This is a genomic window from Piscinibacter sp. XHJ-5 (assembly GCF_029855045.1).
Classification (GTDB): Bacteria; Pseudomonadota; Gammaproteobacteria; order Burkholderiales; family Burkholderiaceae_C; genus Albitalea.
Genome location: NZ_CP123228.1, coordinates 2,908,758 through 2,925,198, shown reverse-complemented (window position 1 = coordinate 2,925,198; position 16,441 = coordinate 2,908,758). Strand labels below are relative to the sequence as shown.

19 protein-coding genes are annotated in these 16,441 nt (G+C 68.2%); 11 read left to right on the top strand and 8 right to left on the bottom strand.

Annotated elements, in window-relative coordinates:
• Window positions 1-46 precede the first annotated feature (46 nt).
• The 4 genes from P7V53_RS13785 to P7V53_RS13770 all read left to right on the top strand — a co-directional run bounded on the left by P7V53_RS13785 (window position 47) and on the right by P7V53_RS13770 (window position 3,744).
• The gene (locus tag P7V53_RS13785) at window positions 47-490 is read left to right on the top strand and encodes a universal stress protein (RefSeq protein ID WP_280156040.1); all 444 of its coding nucleotides are present in this window, start codon (window positions 47-49) and stop codon (window positions 488-490) included.
• Window positions 491-496: 6 nt separating this feature from the next.
• On the top strand, window positions 497-1,861 hold the full coding sequence (locus P7V53_RS13780) for an MBL fold metallo-hydrolase (RefSeq protein WP_280156039.1): 1,365 nt from the start codon (window positions 497-499) through the stop codon (window positions 1,859-1,861).
• 169 nt (window positions 1,862-2,030) lie between these two features.
• Window positions 2,031-2,606 (top strand): hypothetical protein, encoded by a 576-nt coding sequence (locus tag P7V53_RS13775; RefSeq protein WP_280156038.1) that lies wholly within the window; start codon window positions 2,031-2,033, stop codon window positions 2,604-2,606.
• An 82-nt stretch (window positions 2,607-2,688) separates the two neighbouring features.
• On the top strand, window positions 2,689-3,744 hold the full coding sequence (locus P7V53_RS13770; protein ID WP_280156037.1) for a DMT family transporter: 1,056 nt from the start codon (window positions 2,689-2,691) through the stop codon (window positions 3,742-3,744).
• 27 nt (window positions 3,745-3,771) lie between these two features.
• Here the strand turns inward: P7V53_RS13770 and P7V53_RS13765 are convergent, their stop codons facing one another.
• Entirely contained in the window at window positions 3,772-4,251 is a 480-nt protein-coding gene (locus P7V53_RS13765; RefSeq protein ID WP_280156036.1) for a VOC family protein, read from the bottom strand.
• 291 nt (window positions 4,252-4,542) lie between these two features.
• On the opposite strand from P7V53_RS13765, the gene P7V53_RS13760 reads away from it, so the two are divergent.
• The 3 genes from P7V53_RS13760 to ydiK all read left to right on the top strand — a co-directional run bounded on the left by P7V53_RS13760 (window position 4,543) and on the right by ydiK (window position 6,284).
• Window positions 4,543-4,971, top strand: coding sequence for a hypothetical protein (locus P7V53_RS13760; protein WP_280156035.1), 429 nt, complete (start codon window positions 4,543-4,545; stop codon window positions 4,969-4,971).
• A 65-nt stretch (window positions 4,972-5,036) separates the two neighbouring features.
• A complete protein-coding gene (locus P7V53_RS13755) occupies window positions 5,037-5,168 on the top strand; it encodes a hypothetical protein (protein WP_280156034.1) in 132 nt (43 codons plus the stop codon).
• Window positions 5,169-5,225: 57 nt separating this feature from the next.
• The gene (gene ydiK / locus P7V53_RS13750) at window positions 5,226-6,284 is read left to right on the top strand and encodes an AI-2E family transporter YdiK (RefSeq protein ID WP_280156033.1); all 1,059 of its coding nucleotides are present in this window, start codon (window positions 5,226-5,228) and stop codon (window positions 6,282-6,284) included.
• On the opposite strand, the gene P7V53_RS13745 is transcribed toward ydiK, so the two are convergent.
• The 4 genes from P7V53_RS13745 to P7V53_RS13730 form a co-directional block, all read right to left on the bottom strand.
• Window positions 6,259-7,695: a diguanylate cyclase gene (locus tag P7V53_RS13745; protein WP_280156032.1), complete on the bottom strand. Its 1,437-nt coding sequence runs from the start codon at window positions 7,693-7,695 to the stop codon at window positions 6,259-6,261. The genes ydiK and P7V53_RS13745 overlap by 26 nt on opposite strands.
• A gap of 182 nt (window positions 7,696-7,877) precedes the next feature.
• A complete protein-coding gene (locus P7V53_RS13740) occupies window positions 7,878-9,341 on the bottom strand; it encodes an ATPase domain-containing protein (protein WP_280156031.1) in 1,464 nt (487 codons plus the stop codon).
• Window positions 9,338-9,766, bottom strand: a complete 429-nt coding sequence (locus P7V53_RS13735; RefSeq protein WP_280156030.1) for a hypothetical protein — start codon at window positions 9,764-9,766, stop codon at window positions 9,338-9,340. Before P7V53_RS13735 ends, P7V53_RS13740 begins: the two co-directional genes overlap by 4 nt.
• 65 nt (window positions 9,767-9,831) lie before the next feature.
• Window positions 9,832-10,047 carry a hypothetical protein gene (locus P7V53_RS13730; RefSeq protein WP_280156029.1) on the bottom strand — a complete coding sequence of 72 codons (216 nt, stop codon included), beginning with the start codon at window positions 10,045-10,047 and terminating at the stop codon, window positions 9,832-9,834.
• Window positions 10,048-10,249: 202 nt separating this feature from the next.
• On the opposite strand from P7V53_RS13730, the gene P7V53_RS13725 reads away from it, so the two are divergent.
• The 3 genes from P7V53_RS13725 to P7V53_RS13715 all read left to right on the top strand — a co-directional run bounded on the left by P7V53_RS13725 (window position 10,250) and on the right by P7V53_RS13715 (window position 12,635).
• Window positions 10,250-10,444, top strand: a complete 195-nt coding sequence (locus tag P7V53_RS13725) for a hypothetical protein (RefSeq protein WP_280156028.1) — start codon at window positions 10,250-10,252, stop codon at window positions 10,442-10,444.
• Complete coding sequence (locus P7V53_RS13720) at window positions 10,441-12,204, top strand: SagB/ThcOx family dehydrogenase (RefSeq protein WP_280156027.1); 1,764 nt, start codon at window positions 10,441-10,443, stop codon at window positions 12,202-12,204. The genes P7V53_RS13725 and P7V53_RS13720 overlap by 4 nt, the downstream gene beginning before the upstream one ends.
• 116 nt (window positions 12,205-12,320) lie before the next feature.
• The gene (locus tag P7V53_RS13715) at window positions 12,321-12,635 is read left to right on the top strand and encodes a BON domain-containing protein (protein ID WP_280156026.1); all 315 of its coding nucleotides are present in this window, start codon (window positions 12,321-12,323) and stop codon (window positions 12,633-12,635) included.
• An 87-nt stretch (window positions 12,636-12,722) separates the two neighbouring features.
• Here the strand turns inward: P7V53_RS13715 and P7V53_RS13710 are convergent, their stop codons facing one another.
• The 3 genes from P7V53_RS13710 to hemN all read right to left on the bottom strand — a co-directional run bounded on the left by P7V53_RS13710 (window position 12,723) and on the right by hemN (window position 15,592).
• Complete coding sequence (locus tag P7V53_RS13710; protein ID WP_280156025.1) at window positions 12,723-13,415, bottom strand: Crp/Fnr family transcriptional regulator; 693 nt, start codon at window positions 13,413-13,415, stop codon at window positions 12,723-12,725.
• Window positions 13,416-13,481: 66 nt separating this feature from the next.
• On the bottom strand, window positions 13,482-14,162 hold the full coding sequence (locus P7V53_RS13705; RefSeq protein ID WP_280156024.1) for a sulfite exporter TauE/SafE family protein: 681 nt from the start codon (window positions 14,160-14,162) through the stop codon (window positions 13,482-13,484).
• On the bottom strand, window positions 14,162-15,592 hold the full coding sequence (hemN, locus tag P7V53_RS13700; RefSeq protein ID WP_280156023.1) for an oxygen-independent coproporphyrinogen III oxidase: 1,431 nt from the start codon (window positions 15,590-15,592) through the stop codon (window positions 14,162-14,164). The genes P7V53_RS13705 and hemN overlap by 1 nt, the downstream gene beginning before the upstream one ends.
• A 111-nt stretch (window positions 15,593-15,703) precedes the next feature.
• Between hemN and fnr the strand changes: the two genes are divergently transcribed.
• Window positions 15,704-16,441, top strand: a complete 738-nt coding sequence (gene fnr, locus P7V53_RS13695) for a fumarate/nitrate reduction transcriptional regulator Fnr (protein WP_280156022.1) — start codon at window positions 15,704-15,706, stop codon at window positions 16,439-16,441.

Here is a 16,441-nt window from a genome sequence, read left to right as displayed (position 1 = left end):
CGTGGCCGCCGCCGAAGAATGAATCCTCACTCCATGGGATCTTGCCATGTACCCACGCATCCTCGTCCCGCTCGACGGCAGCGAGACGTCCGAGCGAGGCCTGCGCGAAGCGGTGCGCCTGGCGGCACGCAACGACGTGACGCTGGTGCTGCTGCACGTCATCGACGACTTTCCCACCGTGCGGCAGCTCGCCGCGAGCGAGCCGATCGAGCAGCTCGAAGCGCGGCGGCGCAAGGCCGGCGAGGAGCTGCTGAGCCACGCCGAGCAGCTCGCGCATGCGGCGGACGTCCAGACCGAGTCGATCGCCTGCCTTGCCGTCGAGTCGGTGCCCGACAGCATCCTCGAGACGGCGCACAAGACGGGTTGCGAGCTCATCGTGCTCGGCACGCACGGCCGCAGCGGCGTGCGGCGCGCCGTGCTGGGCAGCGTGGCCGAGCGTGTCTCGCGCCACAGTCCGGTCCCGGTGATGCTCGTCCCGCCGGCCAGCTGAGCGACCATGCAGCTGCGCTTTCTCGGTGCGACCGGCACCGTCACCGGATCGAAGTACCTGGTCGAGCACGACAGCCGGCGCCTGCTCGTCGACTGCGGGTTGTTCCAGGGCCTCAAGCAGCTGCGGCTGCGCAACTGGTCGTCGCTGCCGATCCCGGCCAGCTCGATCGATGCGGTGGTGCTCACCCATGCGCACCTGGACCACAGCGGCTTCGTCCCGCGGCTGGTGGAGCTGGGCTTTCGCGGCAAGGTGTTCTCCACCGCCGCGACCGCCGACCTGTGCCATCTGCTGCTGCCCGATGCCGGTCATCTGCAGGAAGAGGAAGCGCGCTACGCCAACCGCCACGGCTTTTCCAGGCATTCGCCTGCGCTGCCGCTGTACACGCAGGACAGCGCGATGCGCGCGCTGGAGCGCTTCCGCGTCTGCGAAGCCGGCGTCGACTTCGAGCCGGTCTCGGGATTCACCCTGCGCTTCCATCGGGCGGGCCACATCCTGGGCGCGGCCAGCGTGCACCTGCGCTGCGGCTCGCGATCCATCCTGTTTTCCGGCGACCTGGGCCGCAGCGACGACCTGGTGATGAAGCCGCCCTCGCCGCCCGACGCCGCCGACTGCGTCCTGATCGAATCGACCTACGGCAACCGCTCCCACGGCCGCGAGGACCCGCTGGCGAAGCTGGCCGATGTGGTGAGCCGCACGGCATCGCGCGGCGGCGTGGTCGTGGTCCCCGCCTTCGCGGTCGGGCGCGCGCAGACGCTGCTGCACGCGATCCAGCAGCTGAAGGCCGTCCACCGCATTCCCGACCTGCCCGTCTTCCTGAACAGCCCGATGGCCGCCGACGTGACGGCCCTCTTTCGAAAGCATGCGAACGAGCACAGGCTCTCGATCGAAGACTGCAAGGCCATGTGCAACGGGGTCACCATCGTCAACAGCGAGGAGCAGTCACGCGAGCTGAACCGGCTGCGCTGGCCGAGCATCATTGTTTCGGCCAGCGGCATGGCCACGGGCGGTCGGGTGGTGCATCACCTGAAGGCATACGCACCCGATGCGCGCCATGCCATCGTCTTCGCCGGCTTCCAGGCCGCCGGTACGCGCGGCGCAGCGATGGTGGGCGGGGCGCGGCAGGTCAAGGTCCACGGCGAGTGGATTCCGGTGCGCGCCGAGGTCGTCAACCTCGACGGGCTGTCCGCGCACGCCGACCGCGACGGCCTGCTCGACTGGATCTCCGCCCTTCCCCATCCGCCACGGCACGTGTACGTCACGCATGGAGAGCCGCAAGCCGCGGATGCCCTGCGGCAGGGCATCGAGGAGCGCTTCGGGTGGAAGTGCTCGCTGCCGGAATACCTGGAGATCGCGAACTTCCGAGGCTTCTGAGCGCTGGACGCGCGGAGCCGATCCGGGCTTGAGCAAATCCCGGCACAGGCGCAAGATCGCCCACCACGCCGCGTCCCATGCGACGCAAAGACAAGGACTCGCACCGATCGCTGCGGCAGGTTCGGCCTGCCGAGGTCTCGGCACTGCTGCTGGTGGAGGGAGGACTCCGATGGATCCGGGCTACGCATGGTCCTTGGTCAAGCCGTTTCTTCCGCTGCTCCTGCTGCCCATCGGCATTTGGCTTGAGGCGAAAAAGGAGCTCATCTGGAGCTATGCGCTCTTCTGGCGTCGGCGAGGCGATCTGATCGGAGAGTGGGCGGCGCAATGGCACACGCAAGCGCCGCCGCCCCCCGTCGGCACCGCTGCGCCCACGCCCGCACCGCAGCCGGTCCACGACCACGTGTGCATTCGCTGGGCCAGCCACCAGTACCTCGTCGGCTATGGCTACGCGCCGCAGGTGGGTCGCTACAACTTCGAAGGCCACATCCAGGGCGACGCGATCACGCTCTACTATCGCCCCGTGAGGGAAGCGATCGAGCGGCACATCGGTGTTGCCATGCTGCGCCTTGAAAACAAGCAGCTCCACGGCGTCTGGGCGCAGAACGAAGTCAGCCGGCCGATTCGACATGGATCCGTTTCGCTGCATCCGCTGCCGCTCGCTGCGCGCAGCAGGTGGAAGCGCTGGGCCCTCGTCGGCGCCTGTGCGTTGGCCGCCGTCGGCTCGATCTACTACTTTCTCCGCTAGGGCCTGGGCCTTGCCAGGCACCGGCGCGAGGCCTCCCATAGCATTGACAGGCCCCGGCCGATGAACGCCAGAGGAGCACCTCATGGATCTGTCCCTTCCTCTCGCGCTTCAATGGATCCTTGCGATCTGGACGCTGTTCTCGATCGGGGCGTTCATCATCGAGAAGCTGCCGAAGGTCATCGAATACGTGCGCAGCCCGCCGCCGGCGGAACCGGCAAAGCCCAGGAAGGATTACTGGATCGGCAGCGGTGCCGCGCTGGGATGCGCCGTCATCTGGGCGGCTTCATATGCCTCCCTGGGCATGATCAGCTCGTCGGTGAGCACCCTGACGACCAACATCTACCTGCTGGGATTCGCCGCCGCCTCCCTCTACATTGCGTCCGTCGTCTACGGGCTGTTCAACCGGTCGGCAGCTCCTCGAGAGCCGGTGCAGCCGCCGAGCGGCAGGATTGCCCTGCTCGTGGCAGCCAATCTCGGAAACTTCGTCCTTTCAGTGCTGGCGCTGAAGTACATCTCGGCATCCGAGGCGATGACGCTCACGAACCTCGCGCCCATCTTCCTCGCGGTCTTTCTCTGGTACCGAGGCAAGCTGACCGGAAAGGTCGGCGTCGTCCTGGCGCTGATGCTGGTGCTTGCCGGCGTGTTCATCCTCAACATCGACGGCACGTTCTCGCTCAAGGCAGGAAGCAACATCAGCGGAAGTGTCGTCGCGGCGCTGGCCGGGGCCGCGTTCGCCGTGTGGACGCTGACGCTCGACGAAATCAAGGGAACGTTCTCCGGCGTCGTCTCGCGGCTGCAGACACTGGCGCTCGTCTTCTTTCTCTCCTACGTCGTGCTGGTGACGCTGGGCTATGCCGTCGGCCGCCTCGAGACGCTGACCACCACCGACTATGTCCTGCTCGCGCTGAACGGCATGCGAGTCGCGTGTGTTCACCTGCTGTATCTCTTCGCCGTGGAAAAGGCGGGGCCCCTGCTGGCCAGCGTCCTGGCCGTGCTGATGGTCCCCTTCACCTTCCCGTTCGACCGGATCTGGAACGGAGCCGCCATCACCGGCCAACTGGTGTTGGGCGCGTTCCTGATCGTGGTGGCGGCTGCGGGCCTCTTGAGCGACGAACTGCGCAAGGCGCGCTACGAATAGTCTCGGGCGAAGCGGGTATCGGAAGCGTCAGCCGCGCCGAGCCGCCTGGATCGCGGCGATGTCGATCTTCTTCATTCCCATCATGGCGTCGAACGCGCGCTTGGCCGCCGCCCGATCGGGATCGGCGATCGCGTCCATCAGGGCGCGTGGCGTGATCTGCCACGACAGTCCCCACTTGTCCTTGCACCAGCCGCATTCGCTTTCCTGGCCGCCGTTTCCGACGATCGCATTCCACAAGCGGTCGGTTTCGGCCTGGTCCTCGGTCGCGACCTGGAACGAGAAGGCCTCGCTGTGCTTGAACGCCGGGCCTCCGTTCAGGCCCAGACAAGGAATGCCCATCACCGTGAACTCGACCGTCAGGACATCGCCCTGCTTGCCCGAGGGAAAGTCGCCTGGCGCGCGATGAAGGGCGCCCACGGCGCTGTCCGGGAAGGTCTCGGCGTAGAACTTGGCGGCGTCCAACGCGGTGCCGTCGTACCAGAGGCAAATCGTGTTCTTGCTGACCATCCTGGTTCTCCGAAGAAAGATTGGCACAACTGCGTGCCTGCAAGCCGCTCAGGCAGCCGGACGACTTCGTCAAGGCGCGTACCCCGGGGCGGCGCGCATGCGCGATCCTGCGTCATGGCGGGACATTCGGAAAGCGTATCCGCTGACGGAATCAAGGTCATGACACTGCACCGGGCGAACGCGCCCTCGCCTCGGGCTCCCGAGCCCGCGCAGCGTGCGCCCGCGCACAGACGCGCCCGCCGCGGCGGTCCAGACTGCACCAAGCACCACACAAGCCAGCAAGGAGCCCACATGACCAAGCTACACCGCAAGACCACGGACCAGCGTCTGTACGCCGCCGCCGGGGATCCTTTCACGTCCGCGGGCGGAAGCCCCTGGTCGGTGCAGTCGGAACGCGACCGCCAGATGGCGGAGTTCTCCGTCGGCTACGACGGCCCCCGTTACCGGTACAACGGCTACCGGTACGACCGGTGGGAGGACGCGGTCGCCTACGCGAGGCTGATGCGCAGCCGGCCAGGACACCTGGACACCGCCGGCCCGTTTCCACCCGGCAGGCGCTCTCCGCCCACGACCGATGCAGAGCATGAGCTCATGGCTTCGCTGGGCATCCGCGCCGACGAAGGTGCGTACCGCTTCGAGGGCTTCCGCTATGACGCACTCCCGGACGCCGTGAACTACGCGAAGCGGGCTCCTCGCCGGCAAACAGAGGACGACAGCTGAGCGGCGACCCTCACGGTCGACGAGTTCAAGCTGACCACCCCACCATTGCGATGAAGGAGAAGAGCATGTCCAAGGGTCAACGCGGCAACAAGGAAGCGAAGAAACCGAAGAAGGCGCCGGCGCCGGCCAAGCCGCTCGCGCCGGACGACTCGACACCGAGGGAAACGCCCTCGGCGCCGGCTCGGCACAAGAAATAGCAAGGTCGGTGCCGCGCCGGTGGTGCCTGAGCGGGACTCTCGGCGTGGCGCGTCGCCATGGCAGCGCGTGAACGCGAGCTGACCCGCACGCTGCTCGGCGCCCTCTTTCTCGGGGCGCTGATCGTCGGCTCGTTCTGGATCCTGCGACCCTTTCTCGCCGCGGCGATATGGGCGACGATGATCGTGGTCGCCACCTGGCCGGCCATGGTCTGGCTGCAGGCGCGTCTGTGGCAACGCAGGGGACTTGCCGTCGTGGCAATGACGGCGATCCTGCTGCTGGTGTTCGTCGTTCCCCTGGCGCTCGCCGTGGGCACCATCGTGTCCAACGCAGACGAGATCGTCGAGCAGCTGAGGTCCCTGGCGGCCTTGCGCATGCCCACCCCGCCCGACTGGTTGGCGAGTCTGCCGTTCGTCGGTGCGAAGGTGGTCCTGGCGTGGGAACAGGCGGCTGCTTCCGGCGTGGAAGGATTGCTGGCGCGGTTGATGCCTTACGCCGGCAGCGTGACCAAGTGGTTCGTCGCCGAGGCCGGCAACGTCGGCTTCCTGTTCGTGCAGTTCCTGCTGACGCTGCTCCTCTCAGCCCTGATGTATGCACGCGGCGAAAGCGCGGCATCCGAAGCAGGTCGGTTCGGCCGCCGTCTGGCAGGCGAGCGCGGCGAAAACGCGGTACGGCTCGCCGGACAGGCGATCCGGGGCGTGGCGTTGGGGGTGGTGGTCACGGCCGTCGTGCAGGCCGCGTTGGGAGGCCTCGGCCTCGCGATCGCCGGCGTGCCGTTCGCCGGATTGCTCACCGCCGTGATGCTGTTCCTGTGCATTGCGCAAGTCGGGCCATCGCCCGTGCTCGTTCCCGCGGTGATCTGGCTCTACTGGAGCGGCGAGACGGCCTGGGGCACCTTCCTGCTCGTGTGGTCGGTGATTGTGGTGACGATGGACAACATCCTGCGGCCGATGCTCATCCAACGCGGCGCCGACCTGCCGCTGCTGCTCATCTTCGCCGGCGTCATCGGCGGGCTGCTGGCCTTCGGACTCGTCGGCATCTTCGTCGGCCCCGTCGTCCTGGCTGTTGCCTACACGCTGCTCGAAGCCTGGATCAACGACCGATCGACGGGAGCGTGACGACGAACTGACTGCCGAAACCGCTGCCCGCGCTGCTCGCGACGACGCTTCCACCGTGCGCCTCGACCAGCTCGCGCACGACCGTCAGTCCGATGCCGAGGCCCGTGCCGCTGAAGCCGATGGCGTGCTTGTCCTGCACGAAGGGCTCGAAAATCCTGGGAAGGGCCTCGGCCGTGATCCCGATGCCGTTGTCCGAAACCGTCATGACGATGACATCCTCGGCCGCCATCACCGAAAGGCCGATCTCGCCGCCGACCTGGGTGTACTTGGACGCGTTGTCGAGCAGATTGCAAAGGACCTGAGCGAGGCGGACGGTGTCCCCGTCCACGGCCAGGGAGCAGGAGGGCACGAACACGCTCAGGTGCTGCAGACGCGCGTCCATCGCCGGCCGGCTGGAGAGGACGGCCTCGTCGATCAAGTCGGCCATGTCGACCACCTGACGCTCGAGCCGGAGCTTGCCCGCCTGCACGCGCGACACGTCGAGCAGATCACCCACCAGCCGCGCCATGTGGGCCACTTGCCGTTCGATGACGCCTTGCACCCGGTGCAGGAGCGGCTCGTCCGCGCGACCCCTCGCCAGCAGCGCGGCTGCGTTGCGGATGGGCGCCAGCGGACTGCGCAGCTCGTGCGCCACCACCGTCAGAACCTCCATCTGCCGCGCCTGCGCCTTTTCGGCGGCGGCCTGCAGCTGTTGGGCGGTCAGCGCGGCCAGTACGAGGTTCTCATTCGCCTCCTGCAGCTGTGCGACCTGACGCTCGTGCACGGATTGCGCCTCCAGGTAAGCGGTCAACGGCTGCCGCAGCGACGGCAGAGTTGTCGTGGACAGGCCCGGCTCGCTCGCCCGGTCCTCGTGTTGGGAGACCAGGCTGCGCAGGCCAAGCCGCTTGGCGCGGTACATCGCGGCATCGGCACGGTCGATCAGCGTGGCGGCGTCCTGGCCGTCGTCGGGATAGAGGCTGATCCCGATGCTGGCGGTCAGCCGGATCACCTGATCGGCGACCTGGCTGGGCGCGCCCAACGCGGCACTCAACTTCTCGGCAATGACGACCGCGTCGGATGCCGCACCCACTTCGGCGAGCAGGATCACGAACTCGTCGCCGCCGTGGCGGCTCACCGTGTCGGCCGCGCGAACAGACGAAGCCAGGCGAGCTGCGGCCAGCTTGAGCACCTGGTCGCCTGTCGCGTGGCCGAGCGTGTCGTTGATCTGCTTGAAATTGTTCAGGTCCAGGAACAGCAGCGCCGACCTGGCGCCGCGCCGCTTCGCACTGGAGATGGCTTGGGCGAGCCGATCGAGCAGCAACACGCGATTCGGAAGCCGCGTCAGCGCATCGAACTCGGCCGATCGCGAAGCTTCGTGCAGCGCTTGGGCGGCTGTATCCGCGTCCGAGCGGGCGCGCAAGGCCGACAGCACCAGCTGCTCGTTGGCCTCCACGATTTGTGCCGCCTGGCGGCTGCCCAGCTGGTGCTCGGCCGCATCCACGTCTGCGCGCAGCTGATCCAGTTCGGTGCGCGCCCGCTCGGCCTCTTGCCGCAACGCTGCGAGCTCGCGCGCCGCTTTCGCCGCGACGTCTTGGTTCGGATCGGCTGTCGCGCTCACGGTGTATCGGAGGCGGGCTTCCTCGTCGGCCGCCCGCCCAGCAGGCCCTCTTGATCGGTCAGCCTCTCACCCACGTGGATGCCGTCGTCATCGATGCTGAACACGCGCAGCTCGTGCGAGTGCGCGCTTGCCCGAACCTTGACGACGGCCATCACGCGCAGCAGGCGACTGTCGACCTCGATGTAGCGTTGCACGATGATCGCGTCGGTCAGGAACGCCGTGCCATAGGGGCTGAAGCGCAAGTCGGTATAGCGGTCCTCCAGTTCGGACGTCATCATCACGGTGACGCCGGCCGCCGCCAGCGCGGTGACCAGCCGCGACAGCGACTCTCGAAAGTCGTCCCGGAAGGTCGGCGCGAGCGCCAGCTCGAAGCCGGAGAGCGAATCGATGACGACGCGGCTTGCCTTGAGACGGCCGATCTCGCTCATGAGCAGCAGCACGATCTCGTCGATCGAGAGATCGGGCGCCCGGCTGTCGACCAGGCCGATGCGCCCGCTGTCGATCAGCTCCGCGAGCACGCGATTGCGCGACCGGCGCGGGTGCTGCTCGAAGACGGCGACGACGCCCGTCTCGCCGCAGCGCGCGCCCTCGGCGAGGAAGGCCGCGGTCAGGATGCTCTTGCCCGATCCGGACGGGCCGGCGACGAGCACCGAATAACCGCGCGGCACGCCGCCGCCGAGCATCTCGTCCAGACGCGACACGCCCGTCCGAAGCCGGGGATCACCGGCCGGTGCGCGCGCCTCGGTGCCGGCTGCGGCGACCCCGGCGGGCGGGAACACCTCGAGGCCGGCGCTGTTGATTCGAAACGTGTGCAGCCCCGGCCGGGTGGGCTGCCCGCGCATCTTCATGATCTCCATCTTGCGGACCATGGAGTTGCGTTGCACGCTCTGGCGCAGCCAGATCAGCCCATCGGCTACGGTGAACACCGGGTTGGCGTCCACCTCGGTGAAGTATTCGCCGATGAGGAAGGTCGTGGCCTGCCAGCTCGTCATGAGGATGCCCAGCTGCTGCACGAACTGCTGCAGGTTGCGGGGCGGACTGCCTTCGATGCCGTCGGCGAGCACGACGCAGCGGAACGAGTCCACGAAGACGAGGCCGGGCCCGTGCGCCTCGACCTCCGCGGTGATGCGACGCAACACCTTGTCGAGGTCGCCCTCCCGGGTCTCGTCCGACAGGTTGATGAAGCGGATCGACCGGTTGATCGCTTCGCCGTCGAAGAAGTGGAACTGCTGCTGGTAGCGCAGCATCTTCAACGGCGGCTCGCCCAGCACCGTGAAGTACAGCGCCGGTCGTTGCGGCGTCGCAAGGGCGAACATGATCTGGTGCGCGAGCGTCGTCTTGCCGCAGCCGGGCGGCCCGGCGATGAGGTTGAACGAGAACTCCGGCAGTCCGCCGCCGAGCACCTCGTCCAGTCCCGGCACGCCGGTGGCCAGACGGTTGATCGTCACTTTGGTCGTCATGGATTGGTGTCCTGCGCGGGCGGGCCGCTCGGGGCGTCCGCCCATGCGGAGCGGAGCAGCCGCCCGGTGAGCGAGGGTCCGATGAGGCTGCCCAGCAACTGGTTGAAGGTCTGCAACAGGGCGTTGGCACCGGCCGCCGCCTCGGCGCTGCCCTGTTTCGCGACGACCGATTTCAAGGCTTCGAGATCGGGTTCCGCCTGGCTGCCCTCATGCACGCCTGCCAGCCACGGATGGGCCGCAACCGTGAGGTAGAGGCTGCGCTTGTAGAGCGCGACAACGCCCTTGCGTCCGATGATGGGGGTGAGGGCGGCGTCGATTTCCTGCCACGTCGCGATCATCGCGTCGGCAATCTGCACGGCATTGGCATCCCTTCCGGCCCGGCTTGCCAGAGGAGCTGCCGTCCGAGTGCTCTCTTGGCTTTCCATGGATTCAGTCGCTGGGTCGCTCGCTTCACGCTCGACGGGCGGGGTGGTCACCCCCACGGCGCTGGTCAAGGCACCGGCAAGACAATGGGCTCGGACAGCTCAGTCCCGACGACCGCGCGAGCAAACAGATAGCTCGTGCGGCCGCGATCCGTGAGGCAGTCGACGTCGACCTTTCCCCCCGCATCGCAAGGGAAAGCGTAGCCGCGCCCTCGGTCGAACAGACCGGTGAACCGGAGCTCATAGCGGATCTGGGAGGCCGCGACCGCCGTTGACTTGTCCATGACCGATCTCCTTCGGACGCCGGAAATGCACATCCGCGCCTGTCCCCAAGATGCAACAAGGCCGCCCGCTGGTCTGTGCGCCAACGTACCGACGGCATGTGCCGGATGGAGGGTGGCCCCACGGTGGCCATCGCTCCAACGAGCCCGCGCTGTGAGCGGCAGTGCACAGACGCGCGCTGCGGGCGGGTCCCATCATGACGCCATGAAGATCCGCAACGCACCGAGTTCCTTTCAACGCCGTCTGGTGGCACGGGCCGCGGGGGCCGTGCTCGCCGGTGCGATCGGGGTCGCGGTCATGGCGGCCCTTCTGCTCTTTCTCGCGGCGTGCCGCGGTGGCGACTCCGGCGATCCCGCGGTGGGGCAGGCCGTCAGCGGAGCGGCTGCCTTCAGCGCATGAACGGCCGCGCCCGGAACGACCTTGCGCAGGCCGCGCCGGCGGGCGAAGCGCTGGCCGCCGTCGTGCGCTATCACCAACAGACCAAGCATCACTTCCTGCGCCATGCGCGTTCACCGGGCATGCTGGATTGGGCGAATCAGCCTGATCCCTTTCGACGCTACACGGGGTCGCCGCTGGTCGCCTTGCCGCGCCTGAAGCCCGACGACGAGCCGGCCTCGCCGCCGTACGAGGACCTCTACCGCGATGGCGCGATCGCGAGCGCCGCGCTCACCGCCGCCACCCTTTCACGCTTTCTCGAGTGTTCGCTGGCGATCTCGGCGTGGAAGCAGGCCGGCGATGTCCGCTGGGCCCTTCGAGCGAACCCCTCCAGCGGAAACCTGCACCCGACCGAAGCCTATCTGCTCATCGACGAGGTCGAGGGCGTCGGATCGGCGCCCGGCCTTTATCACTACGCGAGCAAGGAACATGCACTCGAGCTGCGCGCCGAGTGGCAGAAGGAATCGTTCCAGCCGCTGCTGCGGGCCTTTCCTCGCCGCGCATTCCTCCTCGGCTTCACCTCGGTGCACTGGCGCGAATCATGGAAGTACGGAGAGCGAGCATTCCGCTATTGCCAGCATGACGTGGGACATGCCATTGGCAGCGCGCGCATCGCGGCCCAGATGCTCGGGTGGCGGATGCTGCTGCTGGACGGCATGTCGGATCACACGGTGGCCCGCCTGCTGGGAGTGGATCGAGATGGCGACTTCGAGAAAGCGGAACGCGAGCATCCCGACTGCCTCGCCGTCATCTGGCCGGCCGACGAATCCAGCAGTCTCGCGGCCCCGCAGGCGGTCTCGCTGCCGCTCTTCCTCGATGCCGATGCTGCGCAGGCGCCGCCCCGCCGCTGGCACGGCAGGGCCAATCGACTGAGTCGGGCAGACCCCGTGCACTGGGACATCATCCGGCAGGTGGAAGCCGCATCGTGGAAGACCACGGCCGAATTCGATGTGGTCGCACTGCATGGCGACCATCGGTGGGTCGAGGCGCCGGCCGACACCTCCGCCCTGGCATCGGCTGTCTCCCACCCGCCTGGGCAACGCGCCGCGCAGCTCATCCGTCAGCGGCGCAGCGCGCTCGCGTTCGACGCCACCACATCCGTCTCGGCGGACTCCTTCTTCACGATGCTGCTGCGTGTCATGCCGCAGGCTGATCGAGCCGTCTGTCAACGGCCGATGCCATGGGACGCCTTGCCGTGGGCGCCCTCGATTCATCTGGCGCTGTTCGTGCATCGCGTCGATGGCCTTGCGCCCGGCCTCTACATCCTTGCGCGCGACGCATCGAAGATCGGTTGGCTGCGAAGGGCGACGTACCGGCAGTACTCCTGGAGCGCGCCACCCGACTGCCCGAGGGACCTGCCGCTGTTCCTGCTGCAGCAGGCCGATGTGCGGGCGCTGGCGGCTCAGCTGAGCTGCGGACAGGAAATCGCCGGAGACGGCGCGTTCTCGCTGGGGATGATCGCGGAGTTCGAATCCTCGTTGCGCCAGCGCGGGCCATGGTTTTATCGAAGGCTCTTCTGGGAGACCGGGGTGATCGGGCAGCTGCTCTACGTCGAAGCGGAGGCGATCGGCCTGCGTGCGACAGGGATCGGCTGCTTCTTCGACGACCCGGTCCACGAGGTGATGGGGTTCAGCGACACGGCGTTCCAGTCGCTCTATCACTTCACGGTCGGAGGCGCCGTCGAGGACCCGCGGCTGACCACCCTGCCGCCGTACGGCGTCTGACCGAGCGAGTGGTGCGCTGCCGCACAGACCGCGCCGCGCGATGCGCCTAGAGTGAAGGATCGAACCGGGCGCGTCCGCGGCCCGGTCAGCGAAACCACTTCCACTGGAGAACCACCATGCCCCTGCGCACCTCTTTCACGACCATCCTTGCGGCGTTGACGCTGCTGATCGCATCCGGCTGCGCGGTCACCCGTGGCCAGGAGACCGTGAGCGCCTACGTTGACGACGCGACCATCACGACCTCGGTCAAGAGCCGCTTCATCGACAACAAGGATGTCGACGCCGCCAGCATCCACGTCGAAACCCTCAACGGCAACGTGATGCTGTCGGGCTTTGCGAAGAACGCGACGGAGAAGGCCACGGCCGGGACGGTGGCGGCCAAGGTCAGCGGCGTGAAGTCGGTCAAGAACCAGATTGCCGTGCGCCCCTGATCCAGCTCCAGGCCTCACAGCCAGTACTCCCACGCCCTCGCAAACGACTCCTCGAGCCGCAGAGCGAGGGGCGGCGCTGCCGCTGCTTCACCCCAGCGTCGCGTCGTAGGCGCGCCGATCGGCCTCGTAGCAGCTGCAGGCAGCCGCTTCCAGACCGGCGCGATCGACCACGGTGATGTCGCCCCGGCGGTAGCGTATGAGACCGTGCCGCTGCAGATCGCTGGCGGCAGCGGTGATGCCGACGCGGCGCACGCCCAGCATGTTCGCCAAGAACTCGTGGGTCAGGTGGAAGCTGTCCGAGTGCGCCCTGTCCTGGGTCATCAGCAGCCAGCGGGCCAGCCGCGGCTCGACCTTGTGGAAGCGCGTGCAGGCGGCCGACGTCGCGAGCTGCGCCATGAGCACGTACACGTAGCGGTTCAGCGCCGACTGCAGCGCCTTGCCAGCGGAGAGCTCGTCGCCGAACCGCGCCGCCGACACGCGCCGCGCCGTGCCCGCGCCTTGCACCAGCGCATGCAGCGGGATGCTGCTCACGCCGAGGGCGAGCTGCGCCCCCAGCATGCCTTCGCGTCCCACCATGCCGACCTCGAGGCCCGGCTCGCCTTCGATCTTCGAGACCAGCGAGATGAACCCATCGTTGGGAAAGTACACATGGCGTGTCGCTTCCCCGGGCTCGCACAACACGGTGCCCAGGTCGAGCCGTACCGTTTCGCAGGCCGCCAGCAAGGATGCGCGCTCGCCCCGTGGCAGCAGCGCGATCAGTTGATTTTCTGCAGAGGCCATGCCGCCGACTGTGCGTGCATCGCTTCGGCTTGACTGTCTGCCAGCGCACACAAGTCTCTGGTGTGGTCACGCCCCCACGCACCAGGCCGCCACCCGCTGCCACACCCCATGCGTCAAGGCCCATCCCGACCCCAGCAGCAACCCCATCCCCGCAAGCCGGAAGGCCATCGTGCCCATCGCTGCCGGCGCCGAGCCGCCGCTGCGCATGGCCCGCCAGCGTCCCCATGCCCACGGTCCGACCACCAGCGCCGGCATCGACCCGACCGCGAACGCCGCCATCACGAACGCGCCGCCCTGCGGACTGCCGGCCAACGCCGACAACAGCAGGGCGCCCTGCAATGCCGCGCAGGGCCAGGCCACCCATGCGAGCCCCGCCGCACCCGATCGCCACGGACGCCGACGCTGCGCCACGAGGCGCACGGGCACGGCACCGCTGCGGTTCATCCAGGGCATCTGCCGCCCCGTGACCAGCCACCACAGGCCGAGCGACAGCAGCGCCAGGTGCAGCAGGGTCCACAGCGGCCGCAGTGCCGGCGCGGCCTGGCTCCACGCGCCCAGCGCCGCCACGCTGCTGGCCGCGACCGCGCCACCCGCCATGTAGCCGAGCACGCGCCCCAGATGAAAGCCGCCCGCGTTGCGCTTGCAGCCGCTCGTCAGCGCGGCGCAGGGCGCGCCGCACATCGCCGCGCAATGCGGCGACGCGGCGACGCCCATCGCGAGGCCGGCGAGGACCAGCGGCATGTCCATCAGATGATTCGCGAGAAGCGCTCGCGCAGCCGATCGTTCCGCAGATGGCGGTCGAACACCATCGCGACCGCGCGCACGACGTACCAGCCCGCGGCGGTGACCTGGATCGCCCGCGGCTCGATCTCGACCAGCCCGGCCTGCGCCAGCGGCGCGAGCTGCTCCATCTCGCTGGCGAAGACCTCGCCGAACTTCACCAGGTGCGCCAGCTCGATCGACTCGAACTCCACCCGCCCCTGGCACATCAGCGCCATGATCACAGCCCTGCGCAGCAGATCGTCGCGGCTCAAGGCGATGCCGCGCACCACCGGAAGCTGGCCCTGCCGCAAGGCGTCGTAGTACTCCGGCAGCGTCTTGGCGTTCTGGTAGTAGCTCGCACCGATGCGGCCGATGGCCGACACGCCCAGGCCGATCAGGTCGCAGTCCGGCTGCGTGCTGTAGCCCTGGAAGTTGCGGTGCAGCCGGCCCTGCCGCTTGGCGACGGCGAGCGCATCGTCGGCGAGCGCGAAATGGTCCATCCCGATGTAGCTGTAGCCGCGAGCGAGAAAGCCTGCGATGGCGCCGCCCAGCATCGCCAGGCGCTGCGCGGGCTGGGGCAGCTCGTCGGCCACGATGCGTCGCTGCGGCTTGAAGCGCTGCGGCAGGTGCGCGTAGGCGTACAAGGCAATGCGGTCGGGCCGCAGCTCGCCGATCCGGTCCACGGTGCGCGCGAAGCTCTCCTGCGTCTGCCGAGGCAGGCCGTAGATGAGGTCGGCGTTGATGGAGTCGAAGCCCAGTCCGCGGGCGCTGGCCATCAGGTCGCGCACGTTCGCGAAGGGCTGCACGCGGTGCACCGCCTGCTGCACCTGCGGGTCGAAGTCCTGCACGCCGAAGCTGATGCGATTGAAGCCGAGCTGGCGCAGGTGCGCCAGGCGGGCCGGCGTCACGGTGCGCGGATCGACTTCGATCGACAGCTCGCAGCCGCCGGTGAAGCGGAACGCCCTTCGCAGCGTGGCCATCACGCGGTCGAGCTCCGCATCGCTCAGGAAGGTGGGCGAGCCGCCGCCGAAGTGCAGCTGCGACACGTGCTGGCCGCTGCCCAGCGCGGCCAGCACGAGGTCGATCTCGGTGTCCAGCGCCTCCAAGTACGCGCTCGCCCGCTCGTGGTGCTTCGTGATCACCTTGTTGCAGGCGCAGTAGTAGCACACCGATTCGCAGAACGGGATGTGCACGTACACCGACAACGGCGCAGCCGCGCCCACCGTCGCGCCGCGAACCCGCTGCGACAGCGCGCGGGCGCAGTCGACGGGACCGAAGGCCTCGACGAAGCGATCGGCCGTGGGGTACGAGGTGTACCGCGGGCCTGGCGCATCGAAGCGCTTCAGCAGCGCCTGCGGGAGCACGGAGGGCGCATCGGCGCGCGGCGTGACGACAGTGGAAGGCGAGGCGGACATGCCCGGCATGGTGCCGATGCGCCTTGCCCGCGACCTTGACGTGGCGCAAGTCCCGCGCGCGGCCGCGGCAGAACAATCGCCCACGTCGACACGCATCACGAGTTGCCGTCCATGACTCCCACCTCCCCACCGCTGCGGGCCGCTGCACTGAAGGTCGCGTGCTCGAGTTGCAACCTGCGCGAGCTTTGCCTGCCGGTGGGCTTCTCCGAAGCCGAGCTCGAGCGGCTTGACACGATGGTGGCCATGCGCCGCACCGTGCGCCGCGGCGACGTGCTGTTTCGCACCGGAGATCCCTTCGAAGCGGTGTATGCGGTGCGCACCGGCTTCTTCAAGACTCGGGTGTCGTCGGAAGACGGCCGCGACCAGGTCACCGGCTTCCAGATGGCCGGCGAGCTGCTGGGGCTGGACGGCATCAGCAACGACCGCCACAGCTGCGATGCGGTGGCGCTCGAAGACTCGCAGGTGTGCGTCATCCCGTACGGCCAGCTCGAGCACCTGTCGCACGAGTTCACCGACCTGCAGCGGCAGTTCCACAAGATCATGAGCCGGGAGATCGTGCGCGACCAGGGCGTGATGCTGCTGCTGGGCAGCATGCGCGCCGAGGAACGGCTGGCGGCATTCCTGCTGAACCTGGCGCAGCGGCTGCAGGCACGCGGCTTCTCGGCCTCGTCGCTGGTGCTGCGCATGACACGCGAAGAGATCGGGACCTACCTGGGGCTCAAGCTGGAGACGGTGAGCCGGTGCTTCTCCCGCTTCCAGGCGGACGGGTTGCTGCAGGTGAAGCAGCGGCAGATCCGGATCCTGGATCAGGACGCCTTGCAGAAGCTGGTGAACGCCGCCGCGTGCTGA

Coding starts and splice junctions, on each gene's coding strand:
- ydiK (WP_280156033.1), top strand. CDS start 5,226: ATGGCAGCGCGTGAACGCGAGCTGACCCGCACGCTGCTCGGCGCCCTC.
- P7V53_RS13720 (WP_280156027.1), top strand. CDS start 10,441: ATGAACGGCCGCGCCCGGAACGACCTTGCGCAGGCCGCGCCGGCGGGC.
- P7V53_RS13765 (WP_280156036.1), bottom strand. CDS start 4,251: ATGGTCAGCAAGAACACGATTTGCCTCTGGTACGACGGCACCGCGTTG.
- P7V53_RS13760 (WP_280156035.1), top strand. CDS start 4,543: ATGACCAAGCTACACCGCAAGACCACGGACCAGCGTCTGTACGCCGCC.
- P7V53_RS13780 (WP_280156039.1), top strand. CDS start 497: ATGCAGCTGCGCTTTCTCGGTGCGACCGGCACCGTCACCGGATCGAAG.
- P7V53_RS13705 (WP_280156024.1), bottom strand. CDS start 14,162: ATGGACATGCCGCTGGTCCTCGCCGGCCTCGCGATGGGCGTCGCCGCG.
- P7V53_RS13725 (WP_280156028.1), top strand. CDS start 10,250: ATGAAGATCCGCAACGCACCGAGTTCCTTTCAACGCCGTCTGGTGGCA.
- hemN (WP_280156023.1), bottom strand. CDS start 15,592: ATGTCCGCCTCGCCTTCCACTGTCGTCACGCCGCGCGCCGATGCGCCC.
- P7V53_RS13770 (WP_280156037.1), top strand. CDS start 2,689: ATGGATCTGTCCCTTCCTCTCGCGCTTCAATGGATCCTTGCGATCTGG.
- P7V53_RS13710 (WP_280156025.1), bottom strand. CDS start 13,415: ATGGCCTCTGCAGAAAATCAACTGATCGCGCTGCTGCCACGGGGCGAG.
- P7V53_RS13785 (WP_280156040.1), top strand. CDS start 47: ATGTACCCACGCATCCTCGTCCCGCTCGACGGCAGCGAGACGTCCGAG.
- fnr (WP_280156022.1), top strand. CDS start 15,704: ATGACTCCCACCTCCCCACCGCTGCGGGCCGCTGCACTGAAGGTCGCG.
- P7V53_RS13775 (WP_280156038.1), top strand. CDS start 2,031: ATGGATCCGGGCTACGCATGGTCCTTGGTCAAGCCGTTTCTTCCGCTG.
- P7V53_RS13715 (WP_280156026.1), top strand. CDS start 12,321: ATGCCCCTGCGCACCTCTTTCACGACCATCCTTGCGGCGTTGACGCTG.
- P7V53_RS13755 (WP_280156034.1), top strand. CDS start 5,037: ATGTCCAAGGGTCAACGCGGCAACAAGGAAGCGAAGAAACCGAAGAAG.
- P7V53_RS13730 (WP_280156029.1), bottom strand. CDS start 10,047: ATGGACAAGTCAACGGCGGTCGCGGCCTCCCAGATCCGCTATGAGCTC.
- P7V53_RS13740 (WP_280156031.1), bottom strand. CDS start 9,341: ATGACGACCAAAGTGACGATCAACCGTCTGGCCACCGGCGTGCCGGGA.
- P7V53_RS13735 (WP_280156030.1), bottom strand. CDS start 9,766: ATGGAAAGCCAAGAGAGCACTCGGACGGCAGCTCCTCTGGCAAGCCGG.